This is a genomic window from Saccharomonospora cyanea NA-134, assembly GCF_000244975.1.
Lineage (GTDB): Bacteria > Actinomycetota > Actinomycetes > Mycobacteriales > Pseudonocardiaceae > Saccharomonospora > Saccharomonospora cyanea.
In genome coordinates, this window is the sequence record NZ_CM001440.1 from 1,547,985 (window position 1) to 1,562,429 (window position 14,445).

At 70.8% G+C, this 14,445-nt stretch carries 14 protein-coding genes; 11 read left to right on the top strand and 3 right to left on the bottom strand.

Annotation, left to right across the window (positions count from 1 at the left end):
• Positions 1 to 80 precede the first annotated feature (80 nt).
• The 5 genes from SACCYDRAFT_RS07520 to SACCYDRAFT_RS07540 are packed head-to-tail and all read left to right on the top strand — an operon-like array spanning position 81 to position 4,762.
• Positions 81 to 875, top strand: a complete 795-nt coding sequence (locus SACCYDRAFT_RS07520) for an IclR family transcriptional regulator (RefSeq protein ID WP_005455053.1) — start codon at positions 81 to 83, stop codon at positions 873 to 875.
• Positions 872 to 1,465 (top strand): nucleotidyltransferase family protein, encoded by a 594-nt coding sequence (locus SACCYDRAFT_RS07525; RefSeq protein ID WP_005455056.1) that lies wholly within the window; start codon positions 872 to 874, stop codon positions 1,463 to 1,465. The genes SACCYDRAFT_RS07520 and SACCYDRAFT_RS07525 overlap by 4 nt, the downstream gene beginning before the upstream one ends.
• A 56-nt stretch (positions 1,466 to 1,521) precedes the next feature.
• The gene (locus tag SACCYDRAFT_RS07530; protein ID WP_005455057.1) at positions 1,522 to 2,433 is read left to right on the top strand and encodes an AAA family ATPase; all 912 of its coding nucleotides are present in this window, start codon (positions 1,522 to 1,524) and stop codon (positions 2,431 to 2,433) included.
• Between the two features lie 57 nt (positions 2,434 to 2,490).
• Positions 2,491 to 3,645 carry a vWA domain-containing protein gene (locus SACCYDRAFT_RS07535; protein WP_043536264.1) on the top strand — a complete coding sequence of 385 codons (1,155 nt, stop codon included), beginning with the start codon at positions 2,491 to 2,493 and terminating at the stop codon, positions 3,643 to 3,645.
• Complete coding sequence (locus SACCYDRAFT_RS07540; RefSeq protein WP_005455061.1) at positions 3,638 to 4,762, top strand: XdhC family protein; 1,125 nt, start codon at positions 3,638 to 3,640, stop codon at positions 4,760 to 4,762. Before SACCYDRAFT_RS07535 ends, SACCYDRAFT_RS07540 begins: the two co-directional genes overlap by 8 nt.
• A 33-nt stretch (positions 4,763 to 4,795) precedes the next feature.
• Here SACCYDRAFT_RS07540 and SACCYDRAFT_RS07545 read toward each other — a convergent pair whose 3' ends face one another.
• Positions 4,796 to 5,221 (bottom strand): VOC family protein, encoded by a 426-nt coding sequence (locus SACCYDRAFT_RS07545; RefSeq protein ID WP_005455064.1) that lies wholly within the window; start codon positions 5,219 to 5,221, stop codon positions 4,796 to 4,798.
• A gap of 2 nt (positions 5,222 to 5,223) precedes the next feature.
• A complete protein-coding gene (locus SACCYDRAFT_RS07550) occupies positions 5,224 to 5,706 on the bottom strand; it encodes a helix-turn-helix domain-containing protein (protein ID WP_043537141.1) in 483 nt (160 codons plus the stop codon).
• Between the two features lie 224 nt (positions 5,707 to 5,930).
• Between SACCYDRAFT_RS07550 and SACCYDRAFT_RS07555 the strand changes: the two genes are divergently transcribed.
• The 6 genes from SACCYDRAFT_RS07555 to SACCYDRAFT_RS07580 all read left to right on the top strand — a co-directional run bounded on the left by SACCYDRAFT_RS07555 (position 5,931) and on the right by SACCYDRAFT_RS07580 (position 12,852).
• Positions 5,931 to 6,473, top strand: coding sequence for a (2Fe-2S)-binding protein (locus SACCYDRAFT_RS07555; RefSeq protein WP_005455069.1), 543 nt, complete (start codon positions 5,931 to 5,933; stop codon positions 6,471 to 6,473).
• Positions 6,474 to 8,915 carry a xanthine dehydrogenase family protein molybdopterin-binding subunit gene (locus tag SACCYDRAFT_RS07560; protein ID WP_005455071.1) on the top strand — a complete coding sequence of 814 codons (2,442 nt, stop codon included), beginning with the start codon at positions 6,474 to 6,476 and terminating at the stop codon, positions 8,913 to 8,915.
• Positions 8,912 to 9,766, top strand: a complete 855-nt coding sequence (locus SACCYDRAFT_RS07565; RefSeq protein ID WP_005455073.1) for an FAD binding domain-containing protein — start codon at positions 8,912 to 8,914, stop codon at positions 9,764 to 9,766. Before SACCYDRAFT_RS07560 ends, SACCYDRAFT_RS07565 begins: the two co-directional genes overlap by 4 nt.
• A gap of 126 nt (positions 9,767 to 9,892) precedes the next feature.
• On the top strand, positions 9,893 to 10,672 hold the full coding sequence (locus SACCYDRAFT_RS07570) for an SRPBCC family protein (RefSeq protein WP_005455075.1): 780 nt from the start codon (positions 9,893 to 9,895) through the stop codon (positions 10,670 to 10,672).
• Positions 10,673 to 10,789: 117 nt separating this feature from the next.
• A complete protein-coding gene (locus tag SACCYDRAFT_RS07575; RefSeq protein WP_005455077.1) occupies positions 10,790 to 11,863 on the top strand; it encodes an NAD(P)-binding domain-containing protein in 1,074 nt (357 codons plus the stop codon).
• Positions 11,864 to 11,985: 122 nt separating this feature from the next.
• Positions 11,986 to 12,852 (top strand): class I SAM-dependent methyltransferase, encoded by an 867-nt coding sequence (locus SACCYDRAFT_RS07580; RefSeq protein ID WP_157606472.1) that lies wholly within the window; start codon positions 11,986 to 11,988, stop codon positions 12,850 to 12,852.
• Between the two features lie 70 nt (positions 12,853 to 12,922).
• Here SACCYDRAFT_RS07580 and SACCYDRAFT_RS07585 read toward each other — a convergent pair whose 3' ends face one another.
• Positions 12,923 to 14,443: a multicopper oxidase family protein gene (locus SACCYDRAFT_RS07585; RefSeq protein WP_198284976.1), complete on the bottom strand. Its 1,521-nt coding sequence runs from the start codon at positions 14,441 to 14,443 to the stop codon at positions 12,923 to 12,925.
• Positions 14,444 to 14,445: the final 2 nt, after the last annotated feature.

Below are 14,445 nucleotides of genomic sequence, written 5' to 3' on the forward strand. Positions count from 1 at the left end.
AGGAGGGCACGCCCACGCCGACGCTCACTCTCCGAGACGGGCGGGCTCCGGAGGGGGCCCCGCCGCGATAGGTTGGACGCATGGAGTCAGGCAGCGGACGGGCCGCACACCACGTGCAGTCGCTGGAGCGTGGGCTGGCCGTGATCAAGGCGTTCGGTGCCGGGACACCGCAGCTCACGCTCAGCGACGTGGCGAAGGCGACCGGGCTGACCAGGGCCGCCGCGCGCCGGTTCCTGCTGACCCTGGCCGACCTCGGCTACGTCCGTTCGGACGGCCGGTACTTCGGGCTCACCGCCAGGGTGCTCGAACTCGGCTACGCGTTCCTGTCGAGCCTCTCCCTTCCCGAGGTGGTACAGCCGCACCTCGAACGGCTGTCGGCGGACGTGCACGAGTCGTGCTCGGTGTCGGTGCTCGACGGCACCGACATCGTCTACGTCGCCAGGGTCGCCGTCTCCCGGATCATGACCGTGAGCATCGACGTGGGCACGCGGTTCCCGGCCCACGCCACGTCGATGGGACACGTGCTGCTCGCCGGGCTCGACGAGGACGCCCTCTCCGCGTACCTGAACGAGGCTGAGTTCGACCGGCTCACCCACCGCACGATCACCTCCGCCCCGTCGTTGCGAGCCGAGCTCGACGTGGTGCGCGAACAGGGCTGGGCGCTCGTCGACCAGGAACTGGAGGAGGGGTTGCGGTCGGTGGCCGCTCCCATCCACGACAAGGACGGCAAGGTGGTGGCTGCCGTGAACATCTCGACGCACGCGAGCCGTACGAGTCCGGAGGAGGCGCGGACCCGGCTGCTCCCCCGGTTGCGGGAGACCGCCGAACGCATCGAGGCCGACCTGGCCGTCGCTCCCTCGGCGCGGGTGTCATGAGGACCGCGGGCCTGTTGCTGGCCGCCGGGGCGGGACGCCGGTTCGGCAGGCCCAAGGCACTCGTCGAGGTCGACGGCGAGGCGCTGGTGACGCGTGCCGTGCGGGTGCTGGCCGAGGGCGGCTGCGATCCCGTCGTCGTCGTGCTGGGCGCGCGGGCCGACGACGTGCGCACGTTGCTGCCCGGCCGGGTCACGACGGTGAACGTGCCGGACTGGGAGGAGGGCATGAGCGCCTCCCTGCGGGAGGGACTGCGCACGCTCGCCCACCTCGCTCCGGTGCCGGACGCGGTTCTGGTGCACCTGGTGGACCTTCCCGGCGTCGGGTCCGACGTCGTCACCCGCCTGCGGGCGATGGCCGCGCCGGAGGCCGTGGCGCGCGCCGCGTACGACGGTGTACCGGGACACCCGGTGTTGCTCGGCCGCCGGTGGTGGGCCGACATCGCCGACGTCACGCGCGGTGACGTGGGCGCGCGGGAGTGGCTGCGGGGCCGAGCCGACCTGCGGCTCGTGGAGTGCGGTGACCTGTCCGAGGGCACCGACGTCGACTCGCCGGCCGACCTGCCGGGAAGCGACGCGCCCGACCAGAGCTGAACGGAGCGGGGGCCGGAGCGCCGCCGTCGCGAGCCGAGGCCAGTAGGCTCGGCCGTGTGACAGCCGACAGCAGCGGAGCACCCGGCGCGGAGGGCACGTCGCCGGAGACACCCGACGAACTCGCCAAGATCCTCGAACGCGCGGGATACCTCGCCGACGCGGGCGTGGCCACGGCAGCGTTCCTGGCTCTGCGCATGCAGCGACCACTGTTCTGTGAGGGCGAACCGGGTACGGGCAAGACCTCGCTGGCGGTCGCACTGGCGGAGTCGCTCGACCTGCCGTTGATCCGCTTGCAGTGCCACGAGGGCATCGACGCGGGGCAGGCACTGTACGAGTGGGACTTTCCCCGGCAGCTGCTGCACCTGCGGGCGCTGGAGGCGGCCGAGGGCGGACGGCTGGACGCGGACAGCGCAGAGCAGTCCCTCTACACGGAACGGTTCCTCCTGGCGCGGCCGTTGTTGCGGGCGCTCACCTCCGCGCCGTGCGTGCTCCTCGTCGACGAGATCGACCGTGCCGACGACGAGTTCGAGGCGTTCTTGCTGCAACTGCTGGACGAGAACGCCGTCACGATTCCCGAGTACGGCCAGATACGGGCCGAGACCCCGCCGCTGGTGGTCCTCACGTCCAACCGCACCCGCGAGGTCCACGACGCGCTCAAGCGCCGCTGCCTCTACCACTGGGTGGAGCATCCCGGACTCGACCGCGAGATCGCGATCCTGCGCCGCCGGGTGCCCGGCCTCGGTGAGCGGCTCTCCCGGCAGATCGCCGAGGCGGTGCAGCGCCTGCGTGCGATGGAGCTGCTCAAACCGCCGGGCGTGGCCGAGGCGATCGACTGGGCGCAGGCGCTGACGGCTCTGGGCAGGGACGAACTCGACGCCGCCTCCGCCGCCACCACGCTCGGAGCCGTGCTGAAGTACAGCGAGGACCTGGACCGGGTCCGGGCAGCGCTCGACTCGCTCCTGGGCTGACGGGCTTTCGGCGCCGTGAGCATGGATCTTCCCTTCCCGGAGGGCGACAATGGAGACATGAACACGCGGGCTCCGCACGAGTCAGGGCTCGACCCAGGCCTCGACCCAGGGGCCGACCCACTGACCGGTCTGGTCGGTTTCGCGGCGGCGTTGCGGGAGGCCGGGGTGCGCTGCGACGCGCACCGGGTGCAGGCCTACCTCGACGCGGTGGAGCGTGTGGACGTCGCCGACCCGCGACAGCTCTACTGGGCGGGCAGGCTCGCCCTGTGTTCGGAGCCCGACGACCTGCCGCGCTACGACGAGGCGTTCGCCGCGTGGTTCCGCGACGAACCTCCCGTGCGGCAGCGCAACGCCCTGCCGGTGCCCACGCAGCCCCGGATCGCGGCTCTCGTGACGCAACCGGCGGGTGCCGGTGAGGGCTCGGGAACGGACGAGCGGCTGAGCGTGGCCGCCAGTGACGCCGAGGTCCTGCGGCACCGCGACCTGGCCGAGCTCACCAAGGCCGAACGGCGCCACCTGCGCGAACTGCTGGACACGCTGCGCCCCGTGCCCGCGCGCCGCTCCTCGCCGCGGTACCGGACCGCGCGGCGAGGTCGCCTCGACGCGAGCCGCACGCTGCGGGCGATGCTCGCCGACGGCGGGGAACCCGGGCGCCTCGTCCACTCCCGACGGCGCACCCGGCCCCGCAGGACGGTGCTGCTCGTGGACGTGTCGGGGTCGATGAAGCCGTACGCGGACGCCCTGCTGCGCTTCACCCACGTCGTGGTGAGGGCGTCGCCTGCGGACGTGGAGGTCTTCACCCTGGGCACGCGGCTGACCCGCGTGACGCGGCAGTTGCGGCAGCGCGACCCCGAGCGGGCGATGCTCGACGCCGCGGGCGCGGTCGCCGACTTCGCCGGAGGCACGCGGCTGGGCGAGACACTGCGCGTGTTCCTCGACCGGTGGGGACAGCGCGGCATGGCTCGCCGCGCCACCGTCGTCGTCTTCTCGGACGGCTGGGAACGCGGCGACACCCGGCTGCTCGGAGACCAGGCGGCACGCCTGCGCCGCCTCGCCCACCGGGTCTTCTGGGTCAACCCGCACGCCGGGCACGAGGGCTACGAGCCCGTGCAGTCCGGCATCGCCGCCGTCCTGCCGCACGTGGACCGCTTGCTCGCGGGTCACAGCCTGGCCACGCTCGAACGACTGCTGAGGGAGATCGCACATGCATGACGTGCTGGACGAACTCCACCGCCGGTGGGAGGCGGGGGAGACCGTGGGAGTCGGGACCGTGGTCGCCACCTTCTCGTCGGCGCCGCGCGCGCCCGGCGCGGCGATGCTGGTGGGTGCCGACGGCGACGTGGTGGGCAGCGTGTCCGGTGGCTGCGTCGAGGGCGCGGTGTACGAGCTGGCGCAGCAGGTCGTGCGGACCCACACTCCGGTGTTGCAACGCTACGGCGTCAGTGACGACGACGCGTTCGCCGTGGGGCTGACGTGCGGCGGCATCATCGACATCTTCGTCGAGCGCATCGACCGCGAGTCGATGCCCGAGCTGCCCGAACTGGTCGCCTCGGTGCGCCAGGGCACGCCGGTGGCCGTCGCCACGATCGTCGAGCACACCGACGCGACGCTGCTGGGCAGGCGCATGCTGGTGTGGCAGGACCGCGTGGTGGGCGGGCTCGGCTCGTCCCGCATCGACGACGCCGTGGCCGACGACGCGCGTGGCCTGCTCGCCTCGGGCCGGTCGGGCACCCTGCACTACGGGCCCGAGGGGCAGCGCCGGGGCGAGGGCATGGCCGTGTTCGTGAACTCGTTCGAACCGCCGCCCAGGATGCTGGTGTTCGGCGCCATCGACTTCGCCGCGGCGATGGCGAGGATGGGCTCCTACCTCGGCTACGAGGTCACGGTGTGCGACGCCCGCCCGGTGTTCGCCACGAGAAGCCGCTTCCCGGACGCCGACCACGTGGTCGTGGACTGGCCGCACCGCTACCTGACGGCGGAGGCCGAGGCGGGCCGTATCGACGGCAGGACGGTCGTCACCGTGCTCACCCACGACCCGAAGTTCGACGTGCCGGTGCTCCAGGTGGCGCTCCGGCTCGACGTGGCCTACGTCGGCGCCATGGGCTCCCGCCGCACCCACGAGGACCGGTTGCGCCGGTTGCGCGAGGCCGGCATGACCGACGCCGAGCTGAAACGGCTGGCCTCCCCGATCGGCCTCGACCTCGGCGCGCGTACACCGGAGGAGACCGCCGTGTCGATCGCCGCCGAGATCATCGCGCTGCGGTGGGGAGGTGGAGGCCGCCGACTGTCCGACATCGACGGCCGTATCCACACCGAACAGCACCGCTGACCGGCGAGCGGGCACCTCCTCCCCGGCTCGCGGTCACCCCATGCCGTCGAAGACCTGGGTGAGCCGGATGTGGTTGCCCGAGGGGTCGCGGAACGCGGCGTCGATGCCGTAGGGCCGTTCCTCCGGCTTCTCCACGAACTCCACCCCGCGGGCACTCAGCTCCTGATAGGTCCTGCGGCAGTCGTCGGTGACGAGGAAGATCGACGCGCCGACGCCCTTCTCCATGAGTTGGGCCACCTGGGCGGAGGTCGTCTCGTCGAGTACGGGTGGGCCGGGGATCGCCATGAGCACGATCGAGACGTCGGACTGACCCGCGGGGCCGACGGTCAGCCACCGGAAGTCGCCCATCTCCGGCACCGTCACGTCGGCACGGACCTCCATGCCGAGTTTGCGCGTGTAGAAGTCCAGTGCCTCGTCCTGGTCGTGTACCCACACCTGCATGCTGCCGATCCGGAACATCGTCACTCCTCACTGTTCGACCGTGTGTTCGACGGTGTGTTCGATGACGTTAGACCGTCACCACGCGGCGGTTCTTCTCGAAACGTCCGGAGTCGGGGACGCCCGTACGCGCGCAGGACGCACCCGGGGACGCGGGCGTGCACGGCCGCGGGAGGAAACGAGCGCCGGTACGCCTTCGGTGAACGGCCGTAGGTGCGGGTGAAGCTGGTGGTGAAGGATCCGACGCTGGTCAGTCCGACGGCGTGGCAGATCTCAGTGACCGTCCGGTCGGTGGTGCGCAGCAGGGCCGCCGCGCGTTCCAGCCGTCGCGTCAGCAGGTACGCGTGCGGTGACTCCCCGAACGCCTTCCGGAACTGCTCGCAGAAGTGGGAACGCGAGAGCCCGGCCGCCTCGGCGAGACCGGCCACGGTGAGCGGCTCGGCGTAGTAGGCGTCGGCGAGGTCCTTCGCCCTGAGCAGGTGTCGGGTGAGTGACGGGCGTCCCATGACGGCCAGTATCGCCCGCACCGGTGACACGAAACGCTGGTTTTGTCGCTGCGCTGGAAAGTCCGCTCCCGATGGAGGGAGACCCCACCGGTTCGACGGCGGCAGGGGTTGTCGTCACCGCGCGGACGTAGCAGGGTTGCCTGTGAGGCCGATCACTAGCTGATCGGCTACGGCCGTTCCACCCGCGGCCCGCCCCGGCGGGTCGAGCCAGTACAGGAGGCCCAATGCGCATCACCGTCACCGTTGACGGAACCCGCTACACCGACGAGGTCGAGCCGCGCACGCTTCTCGTCCACTACCTGCGCAACCAGCTCGGCAAGGTCGGCACCGTGGTGGGGTGCGACACCAGCAACTGCGGCGCGTGCACCGTGCACCTGGACGGGCAGAGCGTGAAGTCCTGCTCGGTTCTCGCCGTCCAGGCCGACGGCCACGAGGTCACGACGATCGAGGGACTCTCGCGCGACGGCGAGCTGCATCCGGTGCAGCAGGCGTTCCAGGACAACCACGCCCTGCAGTGTGGTTTCTGCACGCCCGGGATGATCATGCAGTCCCTCGATCTCCTCTCCGAGAACCCCGATCCGGACGAGCAGTCCGTGCGCGAGGGCCTCGAGGGCAACCTCTGTCGCTGCACCGGTTACCAGAACATCGTCCGCGCGGTGCGGGACGCGGCCGAGCGCATGCGCCCCGGAGCCGGTCCGGAGGCCGAACGCGTCGGCGAGGCCACGGGCACCGCGACGGCGCCGAGCATGGGTGGAGGTGCTGAGTAGATGACCGCCACGATGGAGCCGGAGATCGGCAAGGCCCGTCGCCGCAAGGAGGACGCGCGCCTGATCACCGGCAGGACCCGGTGGACCGACAACATCACGCTGCCCGGCATGGTGCACTTCGCTGTGCTCCGCAGCACCGTCGCGCACGCGCGCATCACGAACATCGACACGTCGGCGGCCCGCGAGATGCCCGGCGTCATCGCGGTGTACACCGCCGACGACCTCGACCCCGAGGGCGCCATCGGTCTGCCGTGCGCGTGGCCGATCACCCCGGACATGAAGTGGCCGCGCAGGCCTGTGCTGGCACAGGGCACGGTCAACCACGCGGGTGAGGGGATCGCCGTCGTCGTGGCGCGCAGCCAGGCCGAGGCGTACGACGCGCTCGCCGAGATCGACGTCGACTACGACGAGCTGCCCGTGGTGCTGGGACTGGAGAACGCGATCGCCGACGACGCGCCGCTCGTACACGCCGACCTCGGCACCAACCGCAGTGCCGTGTGGACGTTCGACTCCGCCGAGGCTGGCTCGGGCGACGACGTCGAGCAGGCCATCGCCGAGTCGGAGGTGGTGCTGCGGAAGCGCTTCCGCCAGCAGCGCCTCATCCCGTCGTTCATGGAACCCCGCTCCGTGGTGGTGGATCCGACGGCCGCGCAGCTCACCATGTGGTCGGCCACCCAGATCCCGCACATCACCAAGACCCTGTCCGCTCTGACGCTCGGCATTCCGGAACACCAGCTGCGCGTCATCGCCCCCGACGTGGGCGGCGGATTCGGTGGCAAACTGGCCGTGATCCCGGAGGAGTTCATCGCGCTGCTCGTGGCTCGCAAGCTCGGCAGGCCGGTGAAGTGGACCGAGTCGCGGTCGGAGTCGATGGTGGCGGCTCACCACGGTCGCGACCAGGTCCAGGACATCACCATCTGCGCCAAGCGTGACGGCACGCTCACCGGTCTGAAGGTGGAGTTGCTCGCCGACATGGGCGCCTACCTCAGCCTGGTCGGGCCCGGGGTGCCGATCCTGGGCGCGTTCATGTTCAACGCGATCTACAAGCTCCCCGCGTACCACTTCACGTGCACGAACGTGTTCACCAACACGACCGTCACCGACGCCTACCGGGGCGCCGGACGGCCGGAGGCCACGTTCGCCATCGAGCGCATGATGGACGAGCTCGCGGCCGAGCTCGGCATGGACCCGATGGAGCTGCGGGAGAAGAACTGGATCGCCCACGACGAGTTCCCCTACACCACCGTCGCGGGGCTGACCTACGACTCGGGCAACTACGAGGCAGCCACCGAGAAGGCCATGCAGTTGTTCGACTACGAGGGGCTGCGACGCGAGCAGCGTGAGCGGCGGGAACGCGGGGATAAGGTGCAGCTCGGCATCGGAATCTCGACGTTCACCGAGATGTGCGGCCTCGCGCCGTCGCGGGTGCTCGGCTCCCTCGACTACGGCGCGGGCGGCTGGGAGCACGCCGCCATCCGTATGCTGCCCACGGGCAAGGTCGAGGTCGTCACGGGTTCGTCGGCCCACGGCCAGGGTCACGAGACGGCGTGGAGTCAGATCGTGGCCGACCAGCTCGGCGTTCCCTTCGAGGACGTGGAGATCCTGCACGGCGACACCCAGTCGTCGCACAAGGGACTCGACACCTACGGATCGCGCTCGCTGTCCGTCGGCGGGATCGCGGTCGTGAAGGCCGCCGAGAAGGTCGTCGCCAAGGCCCGCCGGATCGCCGCCCACATGATGGAGTGCGCCGAGGACGACCTGGAGTTCTCCGGTGGCACCTTCAAGGTCAAGGGCACCGACCGGTCCACCGGGATCCAGGACATCGCGCTCGCCGTGTTCGCGGCCCACGACCTGCCGGACGACGTGGAACCGTCGCTCGACTCCGAGGCCACCTTCGATCCGGAGAACTTCTCCTTCCCGCACGGCACCCACCTGTGCGCGGTGGAGGTGGACACCGAGACCGGCCGGGTGGCGATCCGCAAGTACGTGTGCGTGGACGACGTCGGCGCGGTGGTCAACCCGCTCATCGTCGAGGGCCAGATCCACGGTGGACTCGCGCAGGGCATCGCGCAGGCGCTGTTCGAGGAAGCCGTGTTCGACGAGAGCGGCACGCTGATGTCGGGCACGCTCGCCGACTACCTGCTGCCCTCGGCGGCGGACCTGCCGTCGTTCGTCACCGACCGCACCGAGACGCCGTCGACCACCAACCCGCTCGGGGTGAAGGGCGTCGGCGAGGCGGGCACCATCGCCTCCACGCCGGCCGTCGTGAACGCCGTCGTCGACGCGGTGCGGCACTTCGGGGTGGACGACATCGAGATGCCGTGCACACCCATGCGGGTGTGGCGGGCGATTCACACCGGGGAACGGGCCGCTGGTGGCCTGGGTACCGAGGCCGGTGGTGGCCTCGGATCGATCGACGCCGAACACGGAGGTGCGCAGTGATCCCGGCTCCGTTCGACTACGTTGCCCCGTCCACAGTGGATGAGGCGGTGCGGGCGCTGTCCGAGGCGGGTGAGGACGCGAAGATCATGGCGGGTGGTCAGAGCCTGCTGCCCGTGCTCCGCCTGCGCATGGCGGCGCCCACCACGCTGATCGACCTCGGACGGATCGCCGAGCTGCGTGGGGTGCGCGACGACGGGGACGCCGTCGTCATCGGGGCGATGACCACGCACCACGAGGTCGTGCACGACCCGCTGATCGCCGACCACGCGGAACTGCTCGCCAAGGCGACCGCGACGGTGGCCGACCCGCAGGTGCGGCACCGCGGCACGTTCGGCGGCTCCCTCGCCCACGCCGACCCGGCAGGCGACCTCCTGGCACCAGCCCTCGCGTTGGGCGCCGAGATGGTGGTGCGCGGCATGGACGGTTCCCGCACCGTGCACGCCACGGAGTTCTTCTCCGACTTCTTCACCACCGCCATGCGGCCCGACGAGATTCTCGTCGAGGTGCGGATTCCCAAGCACACCGGCTGGCGAGCGCACTACGAGAAGTTCAACCGCGTCGCGCAGGCGTGGTCGATCGTGGCCGTCGCCGCCACCGTGCGAACGGAGGCCGGGAACATCGCCGAGGCGAGGGTCGGGCTCACCAACATGGCGTCGGTGCCGGTACGGGCTCGTGCCGTCGAGGAAGCCCTGATCGGGCAGCCCGCCACGGCGGAGGCCATCCGGGCCGCCTCCGAGCGGGCGGCGGAGGGCACCAGTCCCACGCCCGACAGCAACGCCGATGTCGAGTATCGGCAGCACCTTGCCCGGGTACTCACCGGCAGGGCACTCACCACGGCGGTCACGGGCTGAGGTCTGGCCCACGACCGTGTTCCCGAGGCCACGTTCGGTAGTGATCACCGGGTTACAGTGGCCTCGGGGACGGCCTTGGTGAGCAAGGCCAGGCACTGAGGAAGAGTTGAGGAAGGAGGTCGGCCTGTGCGGCTCGACCATGAATTCACCGTTCCGGCGCCCATCGACGAGGTGTGGAAGGCGGTGCTGGACCCGGAACGCGTCGCGCCCTGCATGCCAGGAGCCACCCTCACCTCCGTGGAGGGGGACAAGTTCAAGGGCACGGTGAAGGTCAAGCTCGGGCCGGTGTCCCTGCTGTACAAGGGGTCGGGCGAGTTCCTCGAGAAGAACGCCGACGAGCGCAAGATCATGATCAAGGCGTCCGGTAAGGACGCCCGTGGTGCCGGGACGGCCGCGGCCACCGTGACCGTGACCCTCACGGCGGAGGGTGGCTCCACGAAGGGCGCAGTGGCCACCGACCTCAACGTCACCGGCAAGCCCGCGCAGTTCGGGCGCGGCATGATCTCCGAGGTCGGTGGCAAGATCCTCGACAACTTCGCCACCAACCTCGCCGACATGCTCGGCGGTGCGGGGGAGGTGAAGGGTGAGGACACCACCCCGGGCGCGCCGAAGACCTCCGAGGGGGCCACGGCGGGGGCCACGACGGGTACCGCCGCGGCGACCGGGGTCGAGACCGCTGCGGGAACGTCGGGTGCGGCCGCCGCGTCGGTCGAGGCCCCGTCCACTGGGAAGCCGAAGCTGGAGAGCGTCAAGCCGACGGCCACCACACCGAGGGAAGCCGAGCCCATCGACCTGGTCGACTACGCCGGCGCCTCCGTCGCCAAGCGCCTCGCGCCCGCGCTCGCGGGCCTGGCGGCCCTCTTCGCCTTCCTGGCGGTCAGGAGGCTGCTCCGCCGCCGTCGCTGAACCCCGACATCGTGTCCGCAGGCTGCGCACGCGTGTCCGCACTTCTTGTAGGCGTGTCCGCGGCCTGCGCACGGCGAACTCGGGAAGGCGGCCGCCTGTCGCGGCGTTGCACCGGACATGCGAGCTGACCATGAAACCGACGTCGTCGTCATCGGCGCCGGACAGGCGGGGCTGTCGTCCGCGTACTTCCTGCACCGTGCCGGTCTGCGCGGCGGCGCCGGGTTCGTGGTGCTCGACCACGGCAAGCGGGCAGGTGGCGCGTGGCAGTACCGCTGGCCGACGCTGCGGATGGACCGGGTCCACGGCGTTCACGACCTGCCGGGACTACGGCTCGTCGAGGTCCCCGGGAGCGGGAACCCGGCCCGCCCCGCAGCCGAGGTCATGGCCGCCTACTTCGAGGAGTACGAGCGTGCGTTCGATCTGCCCGTGCACCGTCCGGTGAGCGTGCGTGCCGTGCGGCGGACATCCGACGGCCGGTTCCTCGTGGACACGGCGGGCGAGACGTGGTCGGCGCGCGGCGTCGTCAACGCGACGGGAACGTGGGACAAGCCGTTCTGGCCGTACTACCCGGGCCGGGAGACGTTCCGCGGCAGGCAACTGCACACCGCCGACTACACCGGGCCTGCACCGTTCGCGGGGGCTCACGTGGTGGTGGTCGGTGGCGGCACGTCGGCGGTGCAGCTGCTCGTCGAGATCGCGGAGGTCGCCGAAGGCACCACCTGGGTCACCCGGCGCCCCCCGGTCTTCCACGAGGGCGAGTTCACACCGGAGCACGGGCGTGAGGTCGTCGCGGAGGTCGACCGGCGGGTCCGGTCCGGGAGGCCGCCGGGCAGCGTCGTGGGGGCGACCGGGTTGACGTTGACTCCCGAGGTGCGCGCCGCCCGGGAGGCCGGGCTGTTGGTGCGGCGGCCGATGTTCGAGCGGATCACGCCGCACGGTGTGCGCTGGGCGGACGGTCGGCAGCAACGTGCCGATGTGATCCTGTGGGCGACGGGTTTCCGCCCGGCGTTGGACCACCTGGCACCGCTGCGGCTACGCGGGGCAGGTAGCGGTATCCGGATGGACGGCACGCGGGTGGTGGGCGTGCCGCGGTTGCGTCTCGTGGGATACGGGCCCTCGGCGAGCACCGTGGGTGCGAGCCGGGCCGGCCGGGAGGCAGTTCGTGGCCTCCTGGCCGAGCTCGGCCGATGACGGTGTGGTGCGGCGGTGGGCGTGTCACATTGTCGACGTGGTTATCAATTCGAAATGGATTCCGCCTTGTAGAAAATATTGTTTTTTGGTATTATTGTTTTGTTTTGGAATATCCTGCCGGTGTGACAGTCGATTTTCAGCCGAGTCGTACCGCGTTGTTGTCCGCCGCGGCCCGTGCCGCACATCTCACCGTCGATGGCGAACCCGCCCTTTTCCTCGACACCCTGGCCGAGCGGGTCCTCGGAAGTGCCGGTGCCGAGATGATCCGCTACCACCGACAGCAGGGCGGTCACCCCATCCTGGTCAACGCCCGGGTGAGCGCCACCGTGCGTAGTCGATTCGCCGAGGCCGCGTTGCGAGCCGCCGTCGATCGTGGTGTGGACCAGTACTTGTTGGTGGGGGCGGGGCTCGACACGTTCGGCGCGCGCTCGGATCTCGCCCGCCGTCTCCTCGTCGTCGAGGTCGACCATCCAGGCACGCAGCGATGGAAGCGACACCGCCTTGCGGAGTCCGATGTGGACGTCCCGGACACCGTGCGTTATGCCGAGCTCGACCTGACACTCGACTCGGTGTTCGGCCGTGTGGTGGAGGCCGGGCTCGATCCCTCACGTCCGGTGTTCGTGAGTTGGCTCGGCGGGATACCGTACTTCCGGCAGAGCGAACTCCACCGGGTGCTCGCAGACCTGGCGCGCCTGTCTCCGGGCAGTGAGCTGGTCGCCGACTACCACGTTCCGCCGCGATGGCGGGACGCGCGTGCCGAACTCTACGTTCGCGCGGTGTCCGCGGTGGCTTCGGACGGGGCGGAACCGTGGCGCAGCACGTTCACGCCCGACGGTGTGGCGGCGTTGCTCGGCAGCCACACCTTCGTCGTGGTGGCTGACCACGATGAGCGTGCCGCCGTACCCGCCGACCTGTGGGAACGCCAGGACGAGCTGGTGCCTGGAAGCCTCGTGCGGTTGGTGCACGCCCGCAGCGGCATCGATCGGTAGGTCCGAGCGTGCACGGCCGTGGCCCGCTCGGTTCCTGGACCCGCCGCGTACGGGAACCGCGGACACGGTGTCAGCGCACCTCGAAGTTGGCCATCATCATCATGTCCTCGTGTTCCAGGTTGTGGCAGTGGAACACGTACCGGCCGCGATAGCCGTCGAACCGCAGCAGGATCTCCGCCTCGCCACCGTTGTCGAGGTCCACGGTGTCCTTCCAGCCCGAGGTGGTCGGTCCGCCGCCCAGCACCTGGAACGGTGCGAGATGGACATGGATCGGATGTGGCACGTTCTGTGCTCTGATCCGCCAGAGCTCCACCGAACCCAGTTCCGGGTCGGCGTCGATGCGTCTGGGATCGAACGCCTGCCCGTTGACGGTCCACAGCGTCATGCCGTGGTGCTGGGCGCCGCCACGGGCGAAGACGAACTCCCGTTCGACACGTGCCTGCGATCGCGACAAAGGCTCCACCTCGGCCAGCGTGCGTGGCACCCGGCTGTCGTCCCGCGCCCGCCGGGTGACGACGAACCGGAGCACGGCGCGCGTGCCGCTCTCGCCCAGGGTGTTGACGAGTGTGATCCGCTGTCCCGGCCGGTACGCGGAGAAGTCCACCACCACGTCGAACCGTTCGGCCTGCGCGATCGGCAGCTCCTCGTGGAGCACCGGCGAGGCGAGCAACCCCTGGTCGCCGCCCACCTGCGTGAAGGCGGCCCCGCCGGGAGGGGGAGGGTCGAGCGCCAGGCGGTAGCGCCGGGCGTTCGAGGCGTTGAGCAGCCGGAAGCGGTACCGCACGGCCTCAACCTCCAGGAAGGGCCACGGCACGCCGTTCACCAGCACGCAGTCGCCCAGGACTCCGCTGGCGAAGTCGTCGGTCACCCCGGGTTCGCCGCGCAACGAGGGATCGCGCGCCGGGTAGTCGAAGGAGCCGTCCTCGGCGAAGGCGCGGTCGGCGATGAGCAGCGGGATGTCGCGCTCGCCCGAGGGGAGCCCGAGCCGGTCCTCCTCGTCGTCGTGCAGGAGGTGGAACCCGGCGAGCCCGCGGTACACCTGCGGGCCGGTGAAGTCCATGCGGTGGTCGTGATACCAGAGCGTGGCGGCGGGCTGATCCAGCGGGTAGACGTACTCGCGTCGCGCGCCGGGCTGCATCAGGTCGGTCGGGTAACCGTCGTGTTCGGGAGGGGTCCGGCCGCCGTGCAGGTGCACCACCGTCGGCACGGGCAGCTCGTTGCGGTGCCGCACCACCGTGCGCCGCCCGCGCCGTGACACGATCGTGGGTCCGGGGAACCGCCCGTCGTAGCCCCACACCCGGGTGTGCAGACCCGGCAGGATCTCCAGGTCGGACTCCCGCTGGGTGAGCTCGTAGTAATCGGTGGTGGCGTCGGACGACGACGGCCGCAGTACTTCGGGGACGCTCAGCGGCAGCGTGAACGGTTCGGGCAGCCGGGCACGCGACCGCAGCACGGCACCCGCGCTCGACTCGGTCGTCACGTTGGGGCCACCGGACACGGACAGTGAGAGTCCGGGTCCGGAACATGCCGACGACAGCGGCAGCGCCGCCAATCCGCCCGCGGCCAGCCGCAACGCCGTCCGCCGTGACATGC